Source organism: Flavobacterium psychrophilum, from assembly GCA_001708385.1.
GTDB classification, from domain to species: domain Bacteria; phylum Bacteroidota; class Bacteroidia; order Flavobacteriales; family Flavobacteriaceae; genus Flavobacterium; species Flavobacterium psychrophilum_A.
The window spans coordinates 3,589,007-3,610,984 of record CP012388.1 but is presented as its reverse complement, the minus strand read 5'-3'; the positions used below and the strand labels follow the sequence as shown (position 1 = coordinate 3,610,984).

The 21,978-nt window shown below is 39.5% G+C and carries 16 protein-coding genes and 3 pseudogenes; 4 read left to right on the top strand and 15 right to left on the bottom strand.

The genetic code is table 11. From position 1 onward, the window contains the following. Positions 1 to 192: 192 nt before the first annotated feature. Positions 193 to 1,341, bottom strand: a complete 1,149-nt coding sequence (locus tag ALW18_15900; protein ID AOE54449.1) for an L-fucose dehydrogenase — start codon at positions 1,339 to 1,341, stop codon at positions 193 to 195. A gap of 167 nt (positions 1,342 to 1,508) precedes the next feature. Here ALW18_15900 and ALW18_15895 point away from each other — a divergent pair, with 167 nt between their 5' ends. Next, positions 1,509 to 2,189 carry a hypothetical protein gene (locus ALW18_15895; protein ID AOE53857.1) on the top strand — a complete coding sequence of 227 codons (681 nt, stop codon included), beginning with the start codon at positions 1,509 to 1,511 and terminating at the stop codon, positions 2,187 to 2,189. 73 nt (positions 2,190 to 2,262) lie between these two features. Here ALW18_15895 and ALW18_15890 read toward each other — a convergent pair whose 3' ends face one another. From ALW18_15890 to ALW18_15860, 7 genes and pseudogenes are all read right to left on the bottom strand, one after another. Further along, positions 2,263 to 3,156, bottom strand: coding sequence for a cell envelope biogenesis protein OmpA (locus ALW18_15890; GenBank protein AOE53856.1), 894 nt, complete (start codon positions 3,154 to 3,156; stop codon positions 2,263 to 2,265). A gap of 231 nt (positions 3,157 to 3,387) precedes the next feature. Beyond that, positions 3,388 to 3,750, bottom strand: a pseudogene (locus tag ALW18_15885) (hypothetical protein). Between the two features lie 370 nt (positions 3,751 to 4,120). Then, positions 4,121 to 4,321 (bottom strand): hypothetical protein, encoded by a 201-nt coding sequence (locus tag ALW18_15880; protein ID AOE53855.1) that lies wholly within the window; start codon positions 4,319 to 4,321, stop codon positions 4,121 to 4,123. Between the two features lie 62 nt (positions 4,322 to 4,383). After that, positions 4,384 to 4,770: pseudogene (locus ALW18_15875) on the bottom strand (hypothetical protein). A gap of 455 nt (positions 4,771 to 5,225) precedes the next feature. After that, positions 5,226 to 5,588 (bottom strand): hypothetical protein, encoded by a 363-nt coding sequence (locus ALW18_15870; GenBank protein AOE53854.1) that lies wholly within the window; start codon positions 5,586 to 5,588, stop codon positions 5,226 to 5,228. Next, entirely contained in the window at positions 5,585 to 5,983 is a 399-nt protein-coding gene (locus tag ALW18_15865) for a hypothetical protein (GenBank protein AOE53853.1), read from the bottom strand. The genes ALW18_15870 and ALW18_15865 overlap by 4 nt, the downstream gene beginning before the upstream one ends. Positions 5,984 to 6,222: 239 nt before the next feature. Continuing rightward, positions 6,223 to 8,412 carry a glutamine synthetase gene (locus ALW18_15860; protein AOE53852.1) on the bottom strand — a complete coding sequence of 730 codons (2,190 nt, stop codon included), beginning with the start codon at positions 8,410 to 8,412 and terminating at the stop codon, positions 6,223 to 6,225. Positions 8,413 to 8,760: 348 nt separating this feature from the next. On the opposite strand from ALW18_15860, the gene ALW18_15855 reads away from it, so the two are divergent. Both ALW18_15855 and ALW18_15850 read left to right on the top strand, forming a co-directional pair. Beyond that, positions 8,761 to 8,958 carry a hypothetical protein gene (locus ALW18_15855; GenBank protein AOE53851.1) on the top strand — a complete coding sequence of 66 codons (198 nt, stop codon included), beginning with the start codon at positions 8,761 to 8,763 and terminating at the stop codon, positions 8,956 to 8,958. A 135-nt stretch (positions 8,959 to 9,093) separates the two neighbouring features. Beyond that, positions 9,094 to 11,460, top strand: a complete 2,367-nt coding sequence (locus ALW18_15850) for a mannosyltransferase (protein ID AOE53850.1) — start codon at positions 9,094 to 9,096, stop codon at positions 11,458 to 11,460. Positions 11,461 to 11,644: 184 nt separating this feature from the next. On the opposite strand, the gene ALW18_15845 is transcribed toward ALW18_15850, so the two are convergent. After that, positions 11,645 to 12,160 carry a hypothetical protein gene (locus tag ALW18_15845; protein AOE53849.1) on the bottom strand — a complete coding sequence of 172 codons (516 nt, stop codon included), beginning with the start codon at positions 12,158 to 12,160 and terminating at the stop codon, positions 11,645 to 11,647. Between the two features lie 118 nt (positions 12,161 to 12,278). On the opposite strand from ALW18_15845, the gene ALW18_15840 reads away from it, so the two are divergent. Beyond that, positions 12,279 to 12,839 (top strand): hypothetical protein, encoded by a 561-nt coding sequence (locus ALW18_15840; protein AOE53848.1) that lies wholly within the window; start codon positions 12,279 to 12,281, stop codon positions 12,837 to 12,839. On the opposite strand, the gene ALW18_15835 is transcribed toward ALW18_15840, so the two are convergent. From ALW18_15835 to ALW18_15810, 6 genes and pseudogenes are all read right to left on the bottom strand, one after another. Continuing rightward, positions 12,819 to 14,591, bottom strand: coding sequence for a hypothetical protein (locus ALW18_15835; protein AOE53847.1), 1,773 nt, complete (start codon positions 14,589 to 14,591; stop codon positions 12,819 to 12,821). The two genes, ALW18_15840 and ALW18_15835, sit on opposite strands and share 21 nt — an antisense overlap. A gap of 268 nt (positions 14,592 to 14,859) precedes the next feature. Then, positions 14,860 to 15,861, bottom strand: a complete 1,002-nt coding sequence (locus ALW18_15830) for a hypothetical protein (protein AOE53846.1) — start codon at positions 15,859 to 15,861, stop codon at positions 14,860 to 14,862. A gap of 85 nt (positions 15,862 to 15,946) precedes the next feature. Continuing rightward, positions 15,947 to 16,873: a hypothetical protein gene (locus ALW18_15825; protein ID AOE53845.1), complete on the bottom strand. Its 927-nt coding sequence runs from the start codon at positions 16,871 to 16,873 to the stop codon at positions 15,947 to 15,949. Positions 16,874 to 17,427: 554 nt separating this feature from the next. Next, positions 17,428 to 17,634 (bottom strand): annotated as a pseudogene (locus tag ALW18_15820) (hypothetical protein). 145 nt (positions 17,635 to 17,779) lie between these two features. Then, positions 17,780 to 21,211, bottom strand: coding sequence for a methylmalonyl-CoA mutase (locus ALW18_15815; protein ID AOE53844.1), 3,432 nt, complete (start codon positions 21,209 to 21,211; stop codon positions 17,780 to 17,782). Positions 21,212 to 21,310: 99 nt separating this feature from the next. After that, positions 21,311 to 21,958 (bottom strand): hypothetical protein, encoded by a 648-nt coding sequence (locus ALW18_15810; protein ID AOE53843.1) that lies wholly within the window; start codon positions 21,956 to 21,958, stop codon positions 21,311 to 21,313. Positions 21,959 to 21,978 lie beyond the last annotated feature (20 nt).

The following is a 21,978-nucleotide window of genomic DNA, read 5'->3' as shown; positions in this document are numbered from 1 at the left end:
TGAATTAGACTTTTGTAAGTAAAAGTCTGTATCGTCCTGTAATAAGTCGATAGAAAAGTTGACTTATTACAGGACGATACATTTATTTCTCTTTTTCTATTCTAATTAGAAGTTAACAGCCAATATCTACGAAGGCACACCCGGGGGGCATCGCGAACGCTGTGCGACCAATGGGCTAATTGTAATAACTAATTAGACCGGCGCATTTTCCTCGATCAGTTTTTCCTTTTTAAGTTCTTTCCAGAAATCGGCAGGGATTTTTACTTTCATAGATTCGGCGTTTTCCTGCACCTGTTTTGGCGAACGTGCTCCGGGAATGGTAGAAGCCATGACCTTTGGCGCAACCGTAAACTGAAGTGCAGCAGTACGAAGGTCGACTTTATGGTCTTTGGCTAAGTTTCTTAGTTTTTCTCTTTTGGCAACATGTTCCTTCGGAAGTTTGCCATCATAATGGTAACGATCTACTCCTGCCAGGAAACCTGCATTTAACGGCGCACCTGAAACGATTGATACCCCACGTTTTTCACATGCAGGAAATAACTGGTTCAACGCGTCTTTATGGTATATAAGCGAGTATTTTGTAGCCGAAAGGAAAACATCGGGATCGGCAACTTCAAGGGTTTTAAGCGCAGGAGCAATAGTATTTACTCCAAGTCCCCAACCCTTGATCAAACCTTCCTCACGCATTTTGGTCAGCTCTTTCATAGCACCGTTCTGGGCAATCTTAAAGTAATCTTCCCATTTGTCACCAAGGTCTTTATTATCGGGCGAGAGATCGTGTATAAAAACAACATCTAATGCAGGGATTCCCAAACGCTGAAGGCTGTCTTCTACACTTCGGCGAACGCCATCGGCAGTATAGTCGTATTTATAATTAAAGTTCAGCCTGCCTTTCCACATATCGTGTTTAAAGGAAGCATCAGGATACGTAAGCCGACCGACCTTTGTTGAAATAACATAGTCCTTCTTGTCTTTATCGCGTAAAAAATGTCCTATACGCCTTTCGCTAAGTCCAAGCCCATACCACGGAGAGGTATCAAAATAACGGATTCCTGCATCCCAGGCAGCCTTCATTGTATCGTACGCCTGTTGGTCGGTCGTTTCAAAAAAGGCATTGCCCAGAGCAACGCCGCCCATCCCTATTTTATGAGGAATACGATAATGATCTTTATTAGCTTCTAAATTTTCAGGCTGCATATCTGGTATCGTTGAAGATGTTGTGGGTTCGGTATTTCCTGCATACAGAGGCTCACCAAGCGATGAGAACAGCAATGGTGCTACCGAAGCCGCTGCAACTCCTTTAGTTGCCGTAGCAAGAAACCCCCGTCGTGTTGTATTCATAATAGTGTTTTTTGTATATAACCCAAATTTAACCATTACCAAAGCCTTAAGCAAAGTAGCTGTCTTAAAATTAAGTTAATACAATACTATCAGAATTTTAATACATTGTACTTTCGCTTAAACCAACAATCAAAATCATGAAACTAAAAATCACTTTACTATCGGTCATGCTATTGGCATGCGTATCGGTTTTCGCACAGAAGTCAGATCCAAAAATCAGCGTTATGGGAGTAGGCAATGTAACTGCTTTTCCTAATGCGGCGCAAATTACGCTTGCGCTGAAATTCGTTAAGCCAACGCTTAAAGAAGCCATTAACGAAAACCAGAGGGTAACCAAAGAAGTACTGGCCGTTGTAAAAAAATATGCGGCCGATACCACAGGCATTAAAACCAGTTTACTGTCTACCGACAAAACAATGCGTTGGAGCAATCAGGCAAAGAAGGATGTGTTTGTAGGGTTTGAGTCGGCTCAGACGGTTATCTTCACGCTGACCGATCTGAATGTTATGCAGAATTTTACCGAAGATATTATGAAAACCAAGATATACGAAATCCAGAAAGTGTCTTATTTTCATACCGAAGGCGCGTCATTTATAAAACAGGCGCAGGAAATTGCGGTTGCCGATGCTGTAGAAACCACCAAACGCCTTGCGAAAGCAGCAGGAACAAAATCTGGTAAGATCATTTATATAGAAACCAACAGCAGCCCTTCTGAACCGGGAGGGAATACCGAAGATGCTTTCGGACTCCAAACCTTCAATAAAGGACTTGAAGTACGTGGCGTGCGTTCCAGTGGGCAACTAATTAACTATACGGTTTATGTTACCGTGCATACCGAAATCAATTGATTTATATATCAAAGCAAAACAGCCCTGATCTTAAAAGAGGATCAGGGCTGTTTTGTTACTATTGTACAACAAATTAATTATTCGCTACAATAAGCACTTCTACCCTACGGTTGGCTTCGCGTTCCTCGGCTGTTTTTTCAGGAATAGCATAAACTGGCTGGCTTACACCGAAACCTTCAAATGAAAGGCGGCTTTTATCGATACCCTGTTTGTTAAGGAAAAGCATAACTGCCTTAGCCCTTTGCGTAGACAGATCCTGACGGTCTGCTTTCATGCAGCATACATGTCCCTGAAGCTTAATTTTAAGTGATGGATGCAGTCGCATTGTTTCCAGCAACTCAAATAATTTAGGCCTGGAATCAGGCATTATGCCGTAGCTATTTTCAAAGAAATTCAGGTTGTCTATTCTTAGTTTTTCGCCTGGTTTTGCTGTTCCTAGTTTCTCCATAAAAGCAACATTAAGCTTTAGTTCTTCTTCACCTTTTGGCCCCATAACTCTAACAGATGACGGATAAACTAGGGGCCCTTCTTTCACTACAGGCTTAGGCGCACTTTCAGTAATACCTAATATCTCGTTCTCTTTCTCAAGGTTTTTCTCTAAAAGATAATAGATAGTTACCTTACGGTTTTCCGCCTTATTCGGCGAATGCTTGTGCAGTTTCCCAAAACTCCTTGTCTTGAAATCGTCACGGATCCTAACCCTGTTTTTTATAAGTCCGAATACATGGCTTACCCTGCGCTGGGCAAGCGTGTCGTTCATGCCAATGCTTCCGTCTTCGTCGGTATAGCCGTTAATAGCTAAAATCTTTGAGTTTTTATTAGCAGCCAACCAGCTTTCCAGCCTTTGGGGTTCACCTTTTTTAAGTTCGAATTTATTGGTGTCAAAATATAAAGAGAATTGCTCCTGCGCCTTCATAGAAATACTACAAAGCAAAGAGAACAAAATAATAGGAAACAGGTTTTTCATGGTTATGGTTTGTTTATAGAACGAAAATAAGTATTTATTATTTTTCTCAGTATAACAATAGGATAATTTACTAACGTAGCAATTACTATGTTACATCATACTTTAAAGAAGCTTTTGACTGAGATTGCCTGTTTCCGTTTCACTACGCTCGCAATGACATAAGATTACAAAACAATCTACGAAACTGTATTTGATTCTTCCTTCGTAAGCATGACACACTATACAGTTACATTAATCGCCGTTAGAAATAACTTCAAATTCTACGCGGCGATTATATTCGCGTTGGGCTTCGGTTGCTTCAGGAATGGGGTAAATAGGATTCTTCCCTCCCATATCTTTGTACGAAATACGTTTTTTATTAATGCCATTTCGTTTCAGGTAATCCCATACAAACTGAGCGCGGGAGCTGGACACCTGATTCCACCCCTCATCATAGCAGCATATGTGCCCCTGGATCTGGATCATAAGATTAGGATTATCACCCATAATTTTCAGTAGTTCCTTTAGTACGGGCTCCGACCCGGGAAGCAGATTTGCCGTGCCTCCAAAAAAGTTAAGGTTATCCAGCCTGATCTTGTCACCTTTCTTAAGTTTCACTTTTCCACTAATAGTAAGCTCATCGAGATTATAACGCTGGGCTATAGCATCCATTTTGGCATCGTCCTGAGCAAAACCCATAAAGCAGGACAACAAAGCGATAAACAAAATACATCTCCTCATGATTGGTTAACTTTTAATGATTTCTATTTCTACACGTCTGTTCAGCTCACGCTCTTCATCCGTAGCTTCAGGCATGGCATAAAGCGGACAAGTACCTCCAAAATCTTTATGAGATATCCTATCCTTTGCAATTCCGTTCTTCTTAAGGTAACGCCACACCAAACGCGCCCTTGCTCACGATATCTCGTGTTCTTCATCCTCCTGACAGCAAATATGCCCCTGCACCTGTATTTTTAGTTTAAGGTTATCCTGCATAATCTTCAGCAGATCCTGCAAAACAGGTTCCAACTCTGTAAGCAAGGTTGTTGTACCCCCCTTTAAAATTAAGATTATTAAGAACTATCTTATCGCCTGATTTCAATTTTGCTTTACCGCTAATAGTAAGTTCATCAAGGTCGTAACGTTGTTCTATTGTATCTATTTCTGCATCGCCCTGAGCATACATTGTAAAACACGATAATAATAAAACAAATATGTAATTTTTCATATAATATATCTAACTATAGATTACTTCGCAATAATTTCTATCTCTACTCTGCGGTTGGCCACCTTTTCTGCCTCTGATTTCTCAGGTAACGGATAAATAGGGTTGCTAGCACCAAAGGAGGTATACGACAGCCTTGTGGCATCAATTCCGTTTCTGATAAGATAGTTGTATACTGCTACAGCTCGCTTCTCTGATATTCTTGTTGGTTCTTCTTTCTGGCAACATACGTGCCCCTGAATTTGTATTTTAAGTGTAGGCCTGCGTTTTAGTATACCCAACAGGTCTTCTAATACAGGCCTCGACGTTGGCAGCATAACATCCATATTATTATAGAAGTTCATATCCTTAAGCTTTATCTTGTCACCAATGTTCGAATCGGTTATCTTTTTGCCAAGATCAGATTCCACCGGAACTACCGGGATGACCTTTGTATAATACACAACCACTTTACGGTCTTTTGCATTATAATTTGCCGTTGACTGGCTTTCACCGAAACCTTTTTCCTCGATATTATCCTGATCTAAGCCGGCAGCTTTCAACTGACCATACACATAGGATGCTCGCCTTTCAGAAAGATCCTGATTGTAAATGGCATAACCCGTTTTATCTGTATAGCCATATATCTTTTGTATTTGCGCATCAGGATTATCGACAATCCATTGCGATAGGTTTTGACCTGAAGTTGTGTTGGTTTCAGCAATATCAAAATCAAAATACACAGTGAATTTTTGCTGGGCATTCGCCGAAAGGCATAGTAAAAGAAATAATACAGTTTGTTTCATAGCATATTTTTTAGTCACTAATTACACTAATTTATTATCTAAGTGCACTACCGAACATTAACAATTACACAAACGTTACATTACTTCTCTACAATCTCAATTTCCACCCTTCGGTTAGCCTGCATCTCATTTTGGTTCTTTTCAGGTAACTTGTATACCGGCCGGGTGCTGCCAAAACCCTTCACTCCCATACGGTCTTCTTTAATACCATTATTTTTTAGGTACAGGAAAATCTCTACAGCCCTTTTCTCTGAAAGGTTATCTATATCATCGGGTTCGCAACAAATATGCCCTTGTATATCTATCTTTAATTCAGGATTGTCCCGCATTATTAAATACAGTTCATTTAATGCTGAACCTGATTCTTTCAAGATGTAAGCGGTACCACCTCTAAAATGAACACCTTTAAGCACAACCTTATCTCCCTTGTTAGCGGTTATCATCTTATTGCCAAATCAGTACGCAGTACCATTGGTTCGGATATTTGAGGCGATGTATAATACACTACCACCTTGCGGTCATTAGCATTACGATTTTTAGTGCTTTGGCTTTCGCCGAAACCTTTCTGCTCAACATCATCCAAAACAATACCTGCGCCTTTTAAGCGCTCATAAATGTAACCGGCACGTCTTTCGGACAATTCCTGATTATAGCTTTCACTACCACTCTTATCGGTATAGCCGTAAATTTTTTGTATGCGCGCATTTGGGTTTGCTGCCATCCATTGCGATACATCGCGGTTTGTTATTGCCTGGTTGAAATCAAAATACACTGTAAATTGTTGCTGTGCATTTGCCGGGAGGCATAATAAAAGTATAGCAGGTAGTAGTAACTTCATCTGTAAGGTTTTTAGTATAACGGATAAATCTACTAATTTATTTTGTACTCAAATCTAACACTTTTCAGGCCTCACCCCTAACCCCTCTCCAAAGGAGAGAGGAATCATCCAGAATGCCACTCAAACTTTTGCGAAAGTATTCACCCGCCCTCCCCTTTAAAAAGTGATGATTGGAGAGGAAAAAGAAAAAGCCCCACACTTTCGTATGGGGCTTACTCAAAATAATTGCTATGAAAAGATTATCGTGTAAATAATAATTCCCTGTATTTAGTAAGTGTCCAGATCTCATCGTCTACAAGAAGCTCAAGCTTATCAGCATGTTCCCTGATCGTGTCAAAATATGGTTTCACTGTATCACAGTAAGCATGTGCCTGCTCTTCTGCAGTTGTAAGTGCGTTAGCTTTTTTACGTGCTTCTGTCATTTCTTCAACCTGAGAGTTGATCGCTGCAATGTGTCCTGAAATTTCCTTGATAAGTATAATTTGCTCTCTACCTACAGTTTCAAACTCACTGCCAAAAATTTCTTTAAGACCTTTTACGTTCTCAATAAGTATATTCTGGTAACGGATAGCAGTTGGAACTACGTGGTTTCTTGCGATATCACCCAGCACACGGCCTTCTATCTGTATTTTTTTAGTGTACTCTTCAAGTTCAATTTCGTAACGTGCTTCTGCCTCAACGTGGTTCATTACTCCAAGTTCTTCGAATAATGAAAGTGATTGTGCAGATACTTTAGCTTTAAGCGCAGATGGTGTAGTTTTAAAGTTACTTAATCCACGTTTTGCAGCTTCCTGCTCCCATGCATCGCTATAACCGTCACCTTCAAAAAGAATTGCTTTAGTTTCTTTAATGTACTCTCTAAGTACGTTAAAGATAGCATCGTCTTTTTTCATTTCTTTTTCTTCTATAAGCGCATCAACTGCTTTTTTGAAGTCTTTAAGTTGCTTAGCAACGATTGAGTTAACAATAGTCATTGCGTTAGCACAGTTTGCACTTGAACCTACAGCACGGAACTCAAATTTGTTTCCTGTAAAGGCAAACGGAGAAGTTCTGTTTCTGTCTGTGTTATCAAGTAATACATCCGGAAGTTTACCAACTACGTTAAGCTTAAGGTCTGTTTTCTCTTCAGGAGAAAGTTTTCCTTTAGAAACGCCTTCAAGCTCTTCAAGAACTTTAGTAAGCTGCTGTCCGATGAATACCGATATAATTGCAGGAGGAGCCTCGTTAGCACCCAGCCTGTGATCGTTTGTTGCTGTAGCAATAGAAGCTCTCATTAGCTCTTCGTTAGTATACACTGCTTTAATAGTGTTAATGAAGAACGTAAGGAACTGCAGGTTGCTCATTGGTGTCTTACCAGGTCCAAGAAGGTTAACTCCTGTATCTGTAGCAAGCGACCAGTTGTTATGCTTACCAGAACCGTTTACTCCTTTAAATGGCTTTTCGTGGAAAAGTACTTTAAAGTCATGGCGTTCTGCAACTTTTTGCATAATGTCCATTAGTAAAGAGTTGTGGTCTACCGCAAGGTTAGTTTCCTCAAAAATTGGTGCAAGCTCAAACTGGTTAGGTGCAACCTCGTTGTGACGGGTTTTTACCGGTATACCAAGAAGCATACATTCGTTTTCAAGATCTCTCATATAGTTAAGAGCACGTGTTGGTATAGAACCAAAATAGTGGTCTTCTAACTGTTGGCCTTTAGCCGATGTGTGTCCAAGTAGTGTACGCCCTGTTAGTGTGATGTCAGGTCTTGAGTTAGCAAGTGCTGAATCTACAAGGAAGTATTCCTGCTCCCATCCAAGGGTTGCAGTTACTTTCTTAACGTTTTTGTCGAAATAACGGCAAACATCTGTTGCAGCTTCGTCAATAGCGTTAAGTGCTCTTAATAGAGGCGTTTTATAATCCAGTGCCTCACCTGTGTATGATATAAATACTGTAGGTATGCAAAGTGTAGTACCATAAATAAATGCAGGCGATGTAGGGTCCCAAGCTGTATATCCACGAGCTTCGAATGTATTCCTGATTCCACCGTTAGGGAAACTTGATGCATCCGGCTCTTGTTGTACTAACTGGCTACCACCGAATTTTTCAACCGGGTCGCTGCCATCATAAGACGTTTCAAAGAAAGCATCGTGTTTTTCTGCCGTTGTACCTGTAAGTGGCTGAAACCAGTGTGTATAATGAGTAACACCTTTAGAAAGTGCCCACTCTTTCATACCCATAGCAATATAATCTGCCAGTTTACGGTCTATTTTAGTTCCGTGCTGCACTGCGTTTTTCACAGCCTGGTAAGCTTCAGACGTCAAAAACTGACGCATTGCTTTGTCGTTAAACACATTACTACCAAAAATGATCGACTTTTTGTCTAGTTCTTCTACTTTAACCGTCTTTCTGTTTGCGGTTTGTTGTAGTGCCTGAAAACGAAATGTTGACATGAAACTTATTTTTTAATGTTAATTATGAATTAAATTCTGCGCAAATGTACAAAAAAATGTTTCAAATTTTAAACACCCCTATTTTTTTAGGGGGTTAAAATTTTATTTTTTTACCAAATCCGCAATAACACCCCTAATTTAACAACAAAGACTATTTTTAATTACATTTACATAATACCATTTCTCAGGATTACATTATTTTCAAAAATATTCCTACATCCGTTAATAAATATTTAAAATTCTCAAAGCTTTGTTAATTGAGTTAAATATTTACTAAGCAGATTGCCTCCATAATAAGGATTATATAATTTAGTCAAAGATTTATTCAACAACCTAAATTACACCATAATGAGAAATAAGAAACTTATACTAGGTATCGCTGCAGGAGCAGCAGTCTTAGCAGGAGCAGCAGTAGTTATTGCACGTAAAAGAGCAGGAAAAAAATATGCAGCAGACGTTCAGGAAGCTAAAGACCACTTTAAAGGAAAATTAAACGAACTGCAACGCAAAGCTGAAAAAGAATTTAAAAATAAGGCTACTGCCTAATTTTATCTATAAGGCATACACGCACTACAGATTTTTAAAAAACCGGTTCTCTTTCTTATGGCCGGTTTTTTCAATGTTTAACATGAGACTGATTTTAATGAAGGACTAAAAATTACTTAATACCCGGAATGCGCCATGAAAACCAGAAAAAATGCAGGAAAAAAATTCCAGCCCTATAACAGCCTGATCGAACAGCTTGGAGTACAAGCACAAAATTTTGAAACTACTATTTTGCCGGAAATACTGGTAATAACTACATTTCCTCCAAGACAATGTGGTATTGCAACCTATTCGCAGGATTTAATCAAGGCGCTTAACGATCATTATGTAGATTCTTTCTCTATTAAAATATGTGCTTTAGAAAACAATAATGAAAAACATACTTATACCGACCCTGCTGTAAAATACGTTCTTGATGTATCAGATCCGCAATCGTACACTAACCTTGCACAGGCTATCAACGAAGATGAAAATCTTAAGATAGTACTTATACAGCATGAGTTTGGTTTGGTTCACGAAAGTGTAGCTAACTTTAACTCTTTTATAGATAATGTACAAAAACCGCTATCGGTGGTTTTCCATACTGTACTTCCCGGCCCTAACGATGAGCTTCGTGCAAACGTTCAGCACATCCTTAACCGTGCCGACTCTCTAATTGTAATGACCAACAATGCATCAGACATCCTGGTACGCGACTATATTGTTGACCGCGAAAAAATTACAGTTATACCTCACGGTACCCACCTTGTGGCACATACCGATAAAGACGAACTTAAAAAGAAATACGGATTTGAAGGCAGGACTATACTTTCTACCTTCGGACTTCTTAGTGCAGGTAAAAGCATCGAGACTACGCTTGAAGCGCTGCCTACAGTAGTTGACAAAACTCCTAACGTTCTTTTCCTTATAATTGGTAAGACTCACCCTACCGTTGCACTTAACGAAGGTGAGGTTTACCGCGATTCACTTATTGCTAAAATTGCAGAACTTGGACTTGAAGAGAATGTAAAATTCATCAATAAATATGTAGATCTTAAAGAATTGCTGGAGTACCTTCAGTTAACAGACATCTACCTGTTTACTTCAAAAGATCCTAACCAGGCTGTAAGCGGTACGTTCTCATACGCACTTAGCTGTGGCTGCCCTATCATCTCTACCCCCATCCCTCACGCTAAAGAGGTACTGGCAGGTGAAACAGGTATTACTTTTGACTTCGGAAATTCTGAAGAGCTTTCTGCTGCTATCAACACCTTATTATTTGATCCGGAACTAAGGAATACAATGGTACTTAACGGCCTTCATAAAATCATACACACCACATGGGAGAACTCAGCAGTTAACCATGCTAAACTTTTAGCTAAAACTGCGGGAGGTATTAAATTACAATACCGTAATCCTGAAGTGAACCTGAACCACATTAAAGAAATGACTACCGATTTTGGTATGCTTCAGTTCAGCAAGCTTAACAGGCCGGATTTTGAATCGGGTTATACTATAGACGATAATGCCAGGGCTATGATAGCTATGGGTCAGCACTACAAACGCTACAAAGACCAGTCGGTATTAAAATACATAAAAATATATCTTGACTACATTGAGTTTTGCCAGTCGGCAGATGGAAGATTCATGAACTATGTAGATGTAAACAAGAAATTTACTGCCCAAAACAATAACGAAAACCTTGAAGACAGTTCAGGACGTGCTATGTGGGCTTTAGGATACATTGTATCGTTAAGCAACATATTACCACTTGAAATTTCGGCTAAGGCAGCAGGCATTTTCCAAAGGTCGCTTTCGCTTACCAAACATATCTACTCTACAAGAGCAATGGCTTTTGTAATTAAAGGATTATATTACTTTAACCGTAGGGTTAAAGATGCAGATACCCTTATCTACATTAAAATGTTTGCCGACAGGTTAGTACAAATGTACCGCCACGAAGCAGATGCCGATTGGAAATGGTTTGAAGGCTACCTAACTTACGCCAACAGCGTACTACCGGAAGCATTGTTATTGTGTTACGCCATTACAGAAGACGAAACCTATAAAACTGTAGCTAAAGAATCGTTTGACTTTTTATTGTCTCAGACATTCAATAACGAAGCTATTACTATTATCTCTAACAGAAGCTGGTTACAAAAAGGTGGAAAAAGAGAGCGTTACGGCGAACAGCCTATAGACGTTGCTTACACCATACTTGCACTGCGTAAATTCCACGATATATTTAAGGAAGAAGAATACCTTAACAAAATGGAAATGGCATTTAACTGGTTCCTTGGCAACAACCACCTTCAGCAGATTATTTACAACCCATGTACAGGAGGTTGCTTTGACGGACTTGAAGAGTATAATGTAAACCTTAACCAGGGTGCCGAAAGTACTGTCAGCTACCTTATGGCCAGGCTAACCATTACAAAATACTTTGGTAATGCCGATATGGTTTATTTCCGCAGGCACCAGAAAGCAGCTAAAATATCTGCACTACGCACACTGAATTTTTAAGCCACACCTTATTGGTGTCCCCAAGATAGAAAAGCTCTCTGCTATTGCAGGGAGCTTTTTGGTTTGTATGATATTGCAATAGTAAATAGATAGTATCTACATCTGCTTTTTCTGCTTACAAATAAAAAAGGCTTCCCATGTGGGAAGCCTTAAACTTATATATAGCAAAGCAATTGACCGAAGACTATTGTTTGATAGTCTTAATTTGTACCGATCCGTTGTTTGCTTCTTTAATTGCGCTCATTACAGCATCGTAGTTGTTTGTGTCAACGTTTTGGGCTACATAACCCGGAACAAGAACTATTCTAAAATATTGATTACGTGAAAAATCAGTTCTTAAAACCGGATCAAATGAAGACACTAAGTAAATTACAACCTCATCCTGTGAAAAATCGAAATAATATTTTAAAGTTCCCTGATCCAAATCATAATCTGTAGGGATTGGCTCCCAGATATCATTACCAAGATTATTAGTTCCAGCTAATCTGTATACTAAAACGACATCACTTGCTAAGATTTTTGGATTTAACGGAACTGTAACAGCATACAGTCCATCAGCATCACGAATAAAATTTACCGGGTCTGTCTCAAAAACCTCCGGATATGTATCATAATCCACGTAATCTACATTATCATCGTTACTACAGCCTGTCAGTCCAAATACACTCACAATGCTTAAAAGTAAAAATATCTTTTTCATGGTTTTAAATGTGTTAGTTTGATTAAAATTTAATTGTTAAAGGTACTATTCCAAAAACTGAACCAAAAATATAAATTGATAAAAAAATACTAAAAAAAGATTTGAATATCTTTGTGTTATGGATAGCAACACGTTAAAATTATATATGGTTTTGCTGGGCTGTACGCCCAAAGGCCGACTTACGGAACAGCATGATATATTTTTTGGAATAGGCACATCGGTACAAAGCCTGGTAAGAGACATGTACACCTTCTGGCCCGATGGAGGCCCACTGCATGTGGACTCATGGCGTGAGGTTACGCATGTAGACGGTTACCAGATTAGCATTGTACCTAAAGGCGAAGCTACACCCGGCGAAGAGAAGCTTTTCCTGCTTAACCTTGGCGGTTACCGCCCCGGGGAGTTGGAAGAATACCACTTTAAAACTTTAGCAGTTGCCAAAAGTATGGGTTTGGCGATAAAGGCATCTAAAAAAACGGCGTTCTATAAAGAATTCGGTTTTAAAGGAGCAGAATCGCACATTGACGAAAAGTATGCACTGGATGTAGACGACCTTCACAAGGTAGAAGATGTGCTTGCTCCCCACCTAAAAGAGCAATACAGCGTAAACATTGTAAAAACCGACAGCACAGTCCAGGACGAACTGCATATTGGCTATTTAAAAATTGTAAAAGTTTAGTATTGCAGCTTTCTTGCCTTTAGTTGTTTTCTCAACCGGAATAATGATCTTAACGGTTGTGCCCCATCCCGGGTCGCAATCCATTCTCATTATACCCCCTGTTGGATGAAGATGACCGTCAAGGCGTTTTTTATCGGCATCGCTAATATCAACGCCTTTGCCGTTATCCTTAACAGAAACCATTAGCCTCGTACCGGTATAGGTAATTCCGAAAAAGACCTTGGAAACATGGCTGTCTTCTTTTACAAAAACAAGCGTTTCTTTAATCACAGATAATAGCGCCAACTGGCTTTCTTTATTAATAACAGTGTTCGAGATGCCTTCGGGTTCAGAAACCATTAGTTCCACCGATGCATCGCTAAAATATTCCTGCACATACTCCTTAATACTACCCACGTAATTGGTAAGTGTTGTACTCTTTGGCGTAAGCAGCCAGACAAGGTCGCGTATATTTTCTTCAATTTTTTTAGTCGTTTCCTGCATAGCCTCTCCCTGGCTCCTGATAATAGGCATACCGGTAGTCCCTATGATAGATTCACTAAGCGAATTGATCTCTGTAAGTTTAGAATCGAGGTCATGGTGAATGTTTTGCACAAGCCTCAGGCGTTCCTGTCCTTCTGCATCGCTAAACATAGTATCTTCGCTTTTCTTTTTAAGTACTTTTCGCCTCCATAAAAAGCCCGTAACCAAAAGAAAAACAATAATTCCGGCACCAATACTTGCCAACAATGCATAGTCTACACCAGATTGCGAAACAGAAGACGCACTTTCTGTATTTTCCTGAGTGGCAATATCGTTTCCTCCGTTTTGCTTTGCGTATTTTTCTTTTAGCAGGGCAAGTTCTTCGGTGCGTTTTTTACTGTCGTAAATTTCTTTTTTCTGCTCGTATATCTTATGGTAACGCACAGATTCAGGATACTGCCTTAAATTCTCGTATGCCGTAGCCATACCAAGGCTTGCGGCTATAACAACCTCATCATACTGAATAGCAACAGCGTCAAGATAAGCCTGCTCAAACAAACGCAGCGATTCGTTATGGTCTTCCATGAGTGCCAGTACACCACCAAGGCTGCAAAGCACGTCGGCTACTTTTTTACTGTCATTCGCGCTATGAAAATAGCCAAGTGCCTCTTTATAATTTAATACCGATTGCGGATAATCGCCCTGCTTTTTGTAAGCGTTACCCATGTTGCTAAGAGTTTCGCCGGCTACAACCTCCATACCCCTTGCCCTGTAGATGGCAAGTGCCTGGCTGTACACTTCGAGAGCCTTGTCTATTTTGTGCAATTCTTCATATGCAGTACCTGCACCACTAAGGCAGTCTGCATTAAGAATTTCATTGTTTAACTGCTTTGCTAATACAGCGCCTTCGTTATAATATTTAAGAGAAAAATCGGGTTTATTCTGAAGAAGGTACAGCTTGCCTAATTCTATAGACACTTTTACAACCTCAAGATTGTCTTTTAGCTTTCTAAGTTCAGAAAGGGCATTCAGGTAGTTTCTAACAGCATCAGCTTCGTTGCCATTTTTAGCATAAGCTTCGCCAAGAGCCATTAAGGATTTGGAAAGTGTTCTGTTATCTCCTGCTTCACGGGCCAGAGCAGCACTTTCTTTTAGAAGCCCAATTGCATAGTCCTGATTATTGGCAGTAATTTCTTTTGCCGCTTCGGTTAGAAGGGCGTTTGCTGATTTTTCCTGGCCGTAAGAGGAAAAACAGAGAAACAGCACGAAAAAAAGTAAGTTTTTTTTCATTAATTGTCATTTAGGGGGATAACAAAACTACAAAAAATTAACTAGTTTGTGAATAAAATGTTAATTGAGGATTAATTTTTATTTTATTATCGCTAATCTGACAATTTTAGAAGATCAGCAGCATGATTTATAAGACTTTATTGAAAAATCATCAAAAAAATATAATGTTTGATGGCTGTAAAATCAGGTGTTTTTACGTAGAAGAAATTACAAAAAGAATTGTATGTAATTCAATATTTAATTACCGAAAATCCAGCTATGTATGCAATTAGTTTTCGACGACTATAGTATTTTTAAGATAATCTTCCAGATATGGGGCAAGGTTAAAGCGGTGTAACTTTTGAACAACATTTAAAAACGGCTTCTGCGCAAGGTGTTCATTGGTAACATAATAATCGATTCCGTTTGAAGTAGCAATCCCCTCAACCTGATGAAAAGATAAACCGCCCATGTTTATTTTGCGTTTATTTCCCGAGAAGAAATTATCACCCTGAAAATCATATAATAAATAGAAGAAGGGCTGTACGATTCCATTGTATCCACTTAATACGATGAGCCTTTTATCTTCAAGATACGTCGCTCCTGTTATCAGTCCGTTAACATCTATAGTTGACTTTAATTTGGCGACATAGCTACCCGCATCTTTAGGCAAAGTATATACGCTTGTTTTCTTAGAAGACCATTGCTTGGTAAAAAGATAAATACTGTCTTTAGACACTACCATTGCCTCGCAATCAAAATCGGTAACATTACTTTTTAAAGCAGTAAAATCGGTCTGGTTAGCATAACTAAAGTTAATCTGCTCTAGTTGCGGATCTCCTTGTGAAATAGAAGTTTTGCTGACTTTCAATATGTTGAGATTTTTCCTGTTTCCTGTAACATTATTACCAAAATCGCCAATGTAAATGTAATCGTTATCCTGCGCTATTTCTTCCCAATCCTGATTTTTATATCCTTTAAGCGGAATAGCTTCAAGCACTGAACCACTCACGCTGTCAAACGCATACAGATTTAGGTCGGCATTGTCGTTATGTGTATATAATGCGCCGTTCCATTTGATAAGTCCCGACGTTTCTTCTACCTCGGCAGAAAGCTTTACCGTGGCAACAGGACGAACCGATTCTGACCTGTACTCACAGCTACCATTATTTACAGTAGCCGCAGGGTTATAGTTTTTACTTAACGGATCGGTACAGCCTTTTACCTGAGCCTGCATAAACCCACCGATCAATAAAAATAAATGTAGAACTATAATATCCTGTATTTTCATGGTGTGCAAGTTAGCACAATAACTGCGCCCCTCAAAAACTTTAGCATTACTCCAACAAAAAAGCCATCTTGCGATGGCTTTAAAATTATTTGTATGATATCTCTCTAATTTGAAAAGGCTTATCGCTATCGTTTTTAAAGAAACTGATTTTTACCGGATAACCGTCTTTATCAAACTCGTAAGCATATGTTGTTTTGTCAACTGCATTCTGTTCTGTAACATAATTACTTATACCCAAACCTACTGCGGCAAAACCTTCTATTAATATTGCGTTCTGTAAACCTCCGTAAGCATTTTTACTAATGTTATGGTACTGCCCTTTAGGAAGGTTTGTAGTATTAAAGCCAAAAGAAATTGAGCTGCTTCCCGATGTATAACTAACAATATTCCCATTACCATATACAGCCTCAGTAATAACATTTCCATTAGCAGCAGTTTTCTTGTAAATGTTTCCCGCAGCGTCTTTGTAATATTTGTATTGACCCTGCGATAATATAATTTCGCCGCCACCTTCTTCAAGGCTGTCTTCGTATACTTTTTCGTCTACTGTTATACTACCATCATCTTCATAAGTAAACAATCGGTTTGTAAAAACAGCTTCGTATATCGCATAAGCATTACTAGTTTTTACTATTCTTCCTAAGGCGTCATATTCGTAAAATGTTGTATTACTAGATCCACTTTCATGAAAATTTGTATTAATCAACAAACCCTTTTCATTATAAGTAAACTCACGCTTTCTAAGAGGTACACCGGTAGCACTGAATCCATCAACCAGCACCATCTTTTCAGCATCATCGAATTCAAATTTACCTGTTGAAGATATAGTACCATCCTCTCTATAGTTGATGTATAGTATCTTTTCCAGCTTCTTTTCCACAACAACCGGATCAGTAGGATTACCGTTATCGGGATCAGAAGGAATAGTCACAGTTGTTTCAGGATATCTTTCGTCATCAGAACATGACATTAAAGTAAATGCAAATAAGGCAATTAATAATTTAGTTTTCATAGCTAGTGCGGTTAATTTTAAAACTAAATTAACAAATATTCTTACACATAGTAAAAGCTTTATAAAATTCTTTAGCAAAAGTTAAATGCTTTTCGTCCGGAAAATAATGTATATACCTTTAAGTAAACACTAAAAACAAACATCATGAACGGATTTTTTAAAACAATACTTGCCGGCTGGGGCGCAAAAAAACTTGGCTTTGGCTGCTTCGGTACCATTATCGCTTTTGTAATACTATATTATATATTAGGTCATCTATTTTAGCATTAAGCTGAACCCGATGCCGATGCCTGCATGACCCTTAGGTAATGAACCGAGAGCAGTACTAAAAGCTGTTCGAACTCATCATTGCCAAAAGTGTCTTCGCAGGTTATGGTATAGCTCATATTGAATTTCTTCCAACTGAAGTTAGGTTCAATTTTCAGCACTAACTCTTCTTTGTAGTTTAGTAGTGCATAACCACTTTTAAACACACCCTGATGCTGAAACCTAAATGCCCTTTCAGGATCAATCGGTTTAGTTAGGCTATAGCCTTTCCAAGTATTTTTGACATCCAGCAATACGGCATTGCCTTTAGATAGCTGCTGTTTAGACTGCCAAAAACCTTTGGGTTCAAGGTTAAAAACACTATCGTCAGCTAATGTTATAATTGCTTTATTCATGGAGTACCACTTAGGATACTCTATCCTTCCTATGAGAGCGTCATTATAAACCGCCGTATACACATTTTTGCCATTTACCGAAACATCGATTGTTTTCATGGGTAAGTTATTTGTATTCTAATGTACGCAATACTATCTGACAGGCAAAATATTTTAGTGCACATGATGTCTCGGTTGTAAAAACAAAAAGCCTCCACAATGTGGAGGCTCCTTGAATATTTCAATTTTAAATCATTTGATTATTTTACATATTCCTTCTGTACTGACCGCCCACTTCAAACAGGGCTGCGGTAATCTGACCCAATGAACATACTTTAGATGCTTCCATAAGCTCTTCGAATATGTTTTTGTTGGTTATAGCCGCTTCCTGAATTACAGCAAGTGTTTCCGCTACTTTCTCAGCATTCGCGCTCTGAAGCGTTTCAAGTGTTTTAATCTGGAATTGCTTCTCTTCTTCGGTAGCACGTATAACCTCAGCCGGAACAACCGTTGGTGAGCCTTTAGAACTTAAGAATGTATTAACCCCAATTATAGGAAACTCTCCCGTATGCTTAAGCGTTTCGTAATAAAGGCTCTCTTCCTGGATTTTAGAACGCTGGTACATAGTCTCCATAGCACCAAGTACACCGCCACGCTCTGTAATACGGTCAAATTCTGTAAGCACAGCTTCTTCTACAAGATCAGTAAGCTCTTCGATGATAAACGACCCCTGAATTGGGTTTTCGTTTTTCGCCAGTCCAAGCTCTTTGTTTATAATCAGCTGAATAGCCATTGCACGGCGTACACTTTCTTCGGTAGGTGTTGTAATAGCCTCGTCATAAGCATTAGTGTGCAGTGAGTTACAGTTATCGTAAATAGCATAAAGTGCCTGAAGCGTAGTACGAATATCGTTAAAGTCAATTTCCTGTGCATGTAGCGAACGACCTGATGTCTGAATGTGGTATTTCAGCATCTGTGCACGCTCGTTTGCGCCATATTTATTTTTAAGTGCTTTAGCCCATATTTTACGAGCCACACGGCCAATAACCGCATATTCAGGATCGATACCATTACTGAAGAAGAACGACAAGTTAGGACCAAAGTCGTTAATATTCATGCCTCGGCTCAGGTAATATTCCACGTAAGTGAAACCATTTGCCAGTGTAAATGCCAACTGTGTAATTGGGTTGGCACCTGCTTCGGCAATGTGGTAACCTGAAATTGAAACCGAATAGAAGTTCCTTACGTTTCGGGTAATAAAATATTCCTGAACGTCTCCCATTAACCTAAGCGCAAATTCCGTAGAGAAAATACAGGTATTTTGTGCCTGGTCTTCTTTAAGAATGTCTGCCTGAACTGTACCACGTACCTGTGAAAGCGTACGTACTTTTATATCCTGATATACATCAGCATCAAGCACCTGATCCCCGGTTACACCAAGAAGCATAAGTCCAAGGCCATCGTTGCCTTTTGGAAGATCGCCGTTGTAACGCGGACGCTCTATACCTTTTGCTTTGTATATGTCGTTTATCTTTTTGTCGACTTCTTTTTCAAGTCCGTTTTCTCTGATGTAAATCTCACATTGCTGATCTATAGCTGCATTCATAAAGAAACCAAGCAGCATAGGTGCAGGTCCGTTTATGGTCATACTTACCGATGTTAACGGATGGGCTAGGTTAAAGCCCGAGTAAAGTTTCTTTGCATCATCAAGGCAGCAGATAGATACCCCTGCGTTACCAATTTTTCCGTAAATATCCGGACGCAGGTCCGGGTCGTTACCGTAAAGCGTAACACTGTCAAATGCTGTAGAAAGACGTTTTGCAGGCAGTCCGTCGCTTACATAGTGGAAACGTTTGTTGGTGCGCTCAGGTCCGCCCTCTCCTGCAAACATCCTTGATGGATCTTCGCCTTCACGCTTAAATGGATACAATCCCGATGTAAATGGAAATTCTCCCGGAACATTCTCCTGAAGGCACCATCTAAGAATATCACCCCACGCCTGGTATTTAGGCAGGGCAACCTTTGGTATCTGCGAATGAGATAACGATTCGGTATGTGTTTGTATTTTTATTTCCTTATCCCTTACCTTAAATGAATAAACCGGATTTTTATATTTGTTTACCTTATCGTCCCATGTTAGGATAATTTCCCAGTTATATGGGTCAAGGTTCATTTTTACACGGTCGAACTCAGCCACAAGCAATCGTAAGAAATCTGCATTTTCGGATGTTTCTCCTTTTTTAACCAGTTCTTCTTCGATACCAAATTTAGAAGGCGTCAGTTTTACGCCTGCCACCGATTCTATGGTCTTGAATATTCCGTATAGTTTTTGAGCAACCTCTTGCTGGCTAAGTGCCACCTCATCATACTGACGGTTATTTTCTGCAATTTCAGAAAGGTAACGCGTTCTGTGCGGCGGGATAACAAATATCTTTTCGCTCATTTCGCGGGTAATCTCAAAAGTAGATTTAAGGCCTGAACCGGTTTTCTCCTCTACCCTGTCCATTATCTTTTTGTAAAGGGTATTCATGCCCGGGTCGTTAAACTGGGAAGCAATTGTACCAAATACAGGAAGGTCGTCGGGGTTGGCATCCCACAGGTTGTGGTTGCGCTGGTATTGTTTCTTAACATCACGAAGCGCATCCAGCGATCCGCGTTTGTCAAATTTATTAATGGCTACCAGATCGGCAAAATCAAGCATGTCGATTTTCTCCAGCTGGGTTGCAGCTCCAAACTCTGGTGTCATTACATAAAGCGAAACATCTGAGTGTTCCATGATCTCAGTATCGGACTGCCCGATACCCGAAGTTTCAAGAATAATAAGATCGTATTTTGCTGCCTTTATAACCTGAATCGCTTCTGCAACATATTTAGAAAGTGCAAGGTTAGACTGCCTTGTAGCCAATGAACGCATATAAACCCTTGGGTTATTAATGGCATTCATACGGATACGGTCGCCTAAAAGTGCACCGCCTGTTTTACGTTTTGAAGGGTCTACAGAAATAAGACCGATAGTTTTCTCCGGGAAATCGATAAGGAATCGGCGAACAAGCTCATCTACCAAAGATGATTTACCCGCGCCACCCGTACCGGTTATACCCAATACCGGAATGTTGGTTGTTTTATTCTGCTCGTGAATCTTGTCCAGCGTTTCTTTAGCTATCTCCGGGAAGTTTTCCGCAGAAGAGATAACCCTTGCAATAGCAGTAGGATTCTTTTCTTCAAGATGATTTATCTCTCCGTTAAGTACATCGCCAATAGCATAATCCGACTTCTCAACAAGGTCATTAATCATCCCCTGAAGCCCAAGTTCTCGGCCATCGTCGGGAGCGTAAATACGGGTAATGCCGTAATCATGCAAATCCTTTATTTCCTCCGGAAGGATAACCCCTCCGCCTCCGCCGAAAATTTTAATGTGCCCTGCCCCTTTTTCTTTAAGCAGGTCGTACATATATTTAAAATATTCGTTGTGCCCACCCTGGTATGATGTCATTGCAATAGCATTGGCATCTTCCTGAATGGCAGTATTTACTACTTCTTCCACACTACGGTCATGCCCAAGGTGAATTACCTCAACACCCGTAGCCTGAATGATACGGCGCATTATATTAATAGCTGCATCATGTCCGTCAAAAAGCGATGCGGCAGTTACAATTCTAACTTTATTTTTAGGAATATAAGGTTGTGCTTGTTCCATTATGAATTATCTTCAATTTTAAGGTGGCAATTTACGTAATTATTGAAGATTTAAAAGAAAAAACAGCGTAGAAAAAACGTTATAGTGAATTTTAGGGAACTATCTTACAATATGTTCAAGTTCTCCGTTTTGCATAAATATTACACGGGTACGAAATGATTGTGCTTTTATGTTGGTAGGATACCAGTCGCGGCCTTTGAGCGCTATAATAAATAGGCCTTCGTCATCACCGCAAACACTAAAGGTATCGGTTCTCGGCTGACGTTTAAACAAAGGAATTCCTTCTTCGCGTACAAGAGTATCGGTAAGTTCAACTACGCTATTGGTTACAAAACCAATTTCACTGACTGACACATACGATTTTCCACTGAATGGCTCTTCGTCATACGGACGAAGCGGATAGCGTGTTATATACTCTACAATGTTGCCATTGTTATCGTAAAAATAAAACGACTTGGCATCCCAGTTTACAAAGTTGGCAATATCATCACCTTCAACTTTAATAACATCGGTATGTTGTTTTACATGATGGTGTGCATCAAAAAAACGGTTATTGGGCAGGTCTATCGCAAAATGATACCTGGGTTTCATATCCTCCGATTTCCTAAATATTAGTTTGGTGTAGCCTACCTGAAAAAAGAGTGCTTCCTTCTCAACGAAAGATGCATTTAACCCCAAAACTTTTTTATAAAATTTCTCGGTGGCAGTGAGGTCGTCACTCAGTAATTCAAGCTCAATGATATTCATTTGTAGTATGGTGCAAATTG

Coding starts and splice junctions, on each gene's coding strand:
- ALW18_15900 (AOE54449.1), bottom strand. CDS start 1,341: ATGAATACAACACGACGGGGGTTTCTTGCTACGGCAACTAAAGGAGTT.
- ALW18_15895 (AOE53857.1), top strand. CDS start 1,509: ATGCTATTGGCATGCGTATCGGTTTTCGCACAGAAGTCAGATCCAAAA.
- ALW18_15890 (AOE53856.1), bottom strand. CDS start 3,156: ATGAAAAACCTGTTTCCTATTATTTTGTTCTCTTTGCTTTGTAGTATT.
- ALW18_15880 (AOE53855.1), bottom strand. CDS start 4,321: ATGTATGCTCAGGGCGATGCAGAAATAGATACAATAGAACAACGTTAC.
- ALW18_15870 (AOE53854.1), bottom strand. CDS start 5,588: ATGATAACCGCTAACAAGGGAGATAAGGTTGTGCTTAAAGGTGTTCAT.
- ALW18_15865 (AOE53853.1), bottom strand. CDS start 5,983: ATGAAGTTACTACTACCTGCTATACTTTTATTATGCCTCCCGGCAAAT.
- ALW18_15860 (AOE53852.1), bottom strand. CDS start 8,412: ATGTCAACATTTCGTTTTCAGGCACTACAACAAACCGCAAACAGAAAG.
- ALW18_15855 (AOE53851.1), top strand. CDS start 8,761: ATGAGAAATAAGAAACTTATACTAGGTATCGCTGCAGGAGCAGCAGTC.
- ALW18_15850 (AOE53850.1), top strand. CDS start 9,094: ATGAAAACCAGAAAAAATGCAGGAAAAAAATTCCAGCCCTATAACAGC.
- ALW18_15845 (AOE53849.1), bottom strand. CDS start 12,160: ATGAAAAAGATATTTTTACTTTTAAGCATTGTGAGTGTATTTGGACTG.
- ALW18_15840 (AOE53848.1), top strand. CDS start 12,279: ATGGATAGCAACACGTTAAAATTATATATGGTTTTGCTGGGCTGTACG.
- ALW18_15835 (AOE53847.1), bottom strand. CDS start 14,591: ATGAAAAAAAACTTACTTTTTTTCGTGCTGTTTCTCTGTTTTTCCTCT.
- ALW18_15830 (AOE53846.1), bottom strand. CDS start 15,861: ATGAAAATACAGGATATTATAGTTCTACATTTATTTTTATTGATCGGT.
- ALW18_15825 (AOE53845.1), bottom strand. CDS start 16,873: ATGAAAACTAAATTATTAATTGCCTTATTTGCATTTACTTTAATGTCA.
- ALW18_15815 (AOE53844.1), bottom strand. CDS start 21,211: ATGGAACAAGCACAACCTTATATTCCTAAAAATAAAGTTAGAATTGTA.
- ALW18_15810 (AOE53843.1), bottom strand. CDS start 21,958: ATGAATATCATTGAGCTTGAATTACTGAGTGACGACCTCACTGCCACC.